At 51.2% G+C, this 2,986-nt stretch carries 1 rRNA gene; it reads left to right on the top strand.

The features are described 5' to 3' along the window. The first annotated feature begins 56 nt into the window (after positions 1–56). Positions 57–2,978: ribosomal RNA gene (locus MKO96_RS29040) — 23S ribosomal RNA — on the top strand. Positions 2,979–2,986: the final 8 nt, after the last annotated feature.

Here is a 2,986-nt window from a genome sequence, read left to right on the forward strand (position 1 = left end):
GTATGTTCTTTGAAAACTAGATAACAGTGTAGCTCATATTTTTTTAATTTTAGTTTGGTTAAGTTAGAAAGGGCGCACGGTGGATGCCTTGACACTAGGAGTCGATGAAGGACGGGACTAACGCCGATATGCTTCGGGGAGCTGTAAGTAAGCTTTGATCCGAAGATTTCCGAATGGGGAAACCCACCATACGTAATGGTATGGTATCCTTACCTGAATACATAGGGTAAGGAAGACAGACCCAGGGAACTGAAACATCTAAGTACCTGGAGGAAGAGAAAGCAAATGCGATTTCCTGAGTAGCGGCGAGCGAAACGGAACATAGCCCAAACCAAGAGGCTTGCCTCTTGGGGTTGTAGGACATTCTATACGGAGTTACAAAGGAACGAGGTAGACGAAGCGACCTGGAAAGGTCCGTCGTAGAGGGTAACAACCCCGTAGTCGAAACTTCGTTCTCTCTTGAATGTATCCTGAGTACGGCGGAACACGTGAAATTCCGTCGGAATCTGGGAGGACCATCTCCCAAGGCTAAATACTCCCTAGTGATCGATAGTGAACCAGTACCGTGAGGGAAAGGTGAAAAGCACCCCGGAAGGGGAGTGAAAGAGATCCTGAAACCGTGTGCCTACAAATAGTCAGAGCCCGTTAATGGGTGATGGCGTGCCTTTTGTAGAATGAACCGGCGAGTTACGATCCCGTGCGAGGTTAAGCTGAAGAGGCGGAGCCGCAGCGAAAGCGAGTCTGAATAGGGCGTTTAGTACGTGGTCGTAGACCCGAAACCAGGTGATCTACCCATGTCCAGGGTGAAGTTCAGGTAACACTGAATGGAGGCCCGAACCCACGCACGTTGAAAAGTGCGGGGATGAGGTGTGGGTAGCGGAGAAATTCCAATCGAACCTGGAGATAGCTGGTTCTCCCCGAAATAGCTTTAGGGCTAGCCTTAAGTGTAAGAGTCTTGGAGGTAGAGCACTGATTGAACTAGGGGTCCTCATCGGATTACCGAATTCAGTCAAACTCCGAATGCCAATGACTTATCCTTAGGAGTCAGACTGCGAGTGATAAGATCCGTAGTCAAGAGGGAAACAGCCCAGATCGCCAGCTAAGGTCCCAAAGTGTGTATTAAGTGGAAAAGGATGTGGAGTTGCTTAGACAACTAGGATGTTGGCTTAGAAGCAGCCACCATTTAAAGAGTGCGTAATAGCTCACTAGTCGAGTGACTCTGCGCCGAAAATGTACCGGGGCTAAATACACCACCGAAGCTGCGAATTGATACCAATGGTATCAGTGGTAGGGGAGCGTTCTAAGTGCAGTGAAGTCAGACCGGAAGGACTGGTGGAGCGCTTAGAAGTGAGAATGCCGGTATGAGTAGCGAAAGACGGGTGAGAATCCCGTCCACCGAATGCCTAAGGTTTCCTGAGGAAGGCTCGTCCGCTCAGGGTTAGTCAGGACCTAAGCCGAGGCCGACAGGCGTAGGCGATGGACAACAGGTTGATATTCCTGTACCACCTCTTTATCGTTTGAGCAATGGAGGGACGCAGAAGGATAGAAGAAGCGTGCGATTGGTTGTGCACGTCCAAGCAGTTAGGCTGATAAGTAGGCAAATCCGCTTATCGTGAAGGCTGAGCTGTGATGGGGAAGCTCCTTATGGAGCGAAGTCTTTGATTCCCCGCTGCCAAGAAAAGCTTCTAGCGAGATAAAAGGTGCCTGTACCGCAAACCGACACAGGTAGGCGAGGAGAGAATCCTAAGGTGTGCGAGAGAACTCTGGTTAAGGAACTCGGCAAAATGACCCCGTAACTTCGGGAGAAGGGGTGCTTTCTTAACGGAAAGCCGCAGTGAATAGGCCCAAGCGACTGTTTAGCAAAAACACAGGTCTCTGCGAAGCCGTAAGGCGAAGTATAGGGGCTGACACCTGCCCGGTGCTGGAAGGTTAAGGAGAGGGGTTAGCGTAAGCGAAGCTCTGAACTGAAGCCCCAGTAAACGGCGGCCGTAACTATAACGGTCCTAAGGTAGCGAAATTCCTTGTCGGGTAAGTTCCGACCCGCACGAAAGGTGTAACGATTTGGGCACTGTCTCAACCAGAGACTCGGTGAAATTATAGTACCTGTGAAGATGCAGGTTACCCGCGACAGGACGGAAAGACCCCGTGGAGCTTTACTGTAGCCTGATATTGAATTTTGGTACATTTTGTACAGGATAGGCGGGAGCCATTGAAACCGGAGCGCTAGCTTCGGTGGAGGCGCTGGTGGGATACCGCCCTGAATGTATTGAAATTCTAACCTACGGGTCTTATCGACCCGGGAGACAGTGTCAGGTGGGCAGTTTGACTGGGGCGGTCGCCTCCTAAAGTGTAACGGAGGCGCCCAAAGGTTCCCTCAGAATGGTTGGAAATCATTCGTAGAGTGCAAAGGCATAAGGGAGCTTGACTGCGAGACCTACAAGTCGAGCAGGGACGAAAGTCGGGCTTAGTGATCCGGTGGTTCCGCATGGAAGGGCCATCGCTCAACGGATAAAAGCTACCCCGGGGATAACAGGCTTATCTCCCCCAAGAGTCCACATCGACGGGGAGGTTTGGCACCTCGATGTCGGCTCATCGCATCCTGGGGCTGTAGTCGGTCCCAAGGGTTGGGCTGTTCGCCCATTAAAGCGGTACGCGAGCTGGGTTCAGAACGTCGTGAGACAGTTCGGTCCCTATCCGTCGTGGGCGTAGGAAATTTGAGAGGAGCTGTCCTTAGTACGAGAGGACCGGGATGGACGCACCGCTGGTGTACCAGTTGTTCTGCCAAGGGCATAGCTGGGTAGCTATGTGCGGAAGGGATAAGTGCTGAAAGCATCTAAGCATGAAGCCCCCCTCAAGATGAGATTTCCCATAGCGTAAGCTAGTAAGATCCCTGAAAGATGATCAGGTTGATAGGTTCGAGGTGGAAGCATGGTGACATGTGGAGCTGACGAATACTAATAGATCGAGGACTTAACCATATAATATG

It is taken from the genome of Bacillus sp. ES1-5, assembly GCF_022487605.1.
Classification (GTDB): Bacteria; Bacillota; Bacilli; order Bacillales; family Bacillaceae_G; genus Bacillus_A; species Bacillus_A wiedmannii.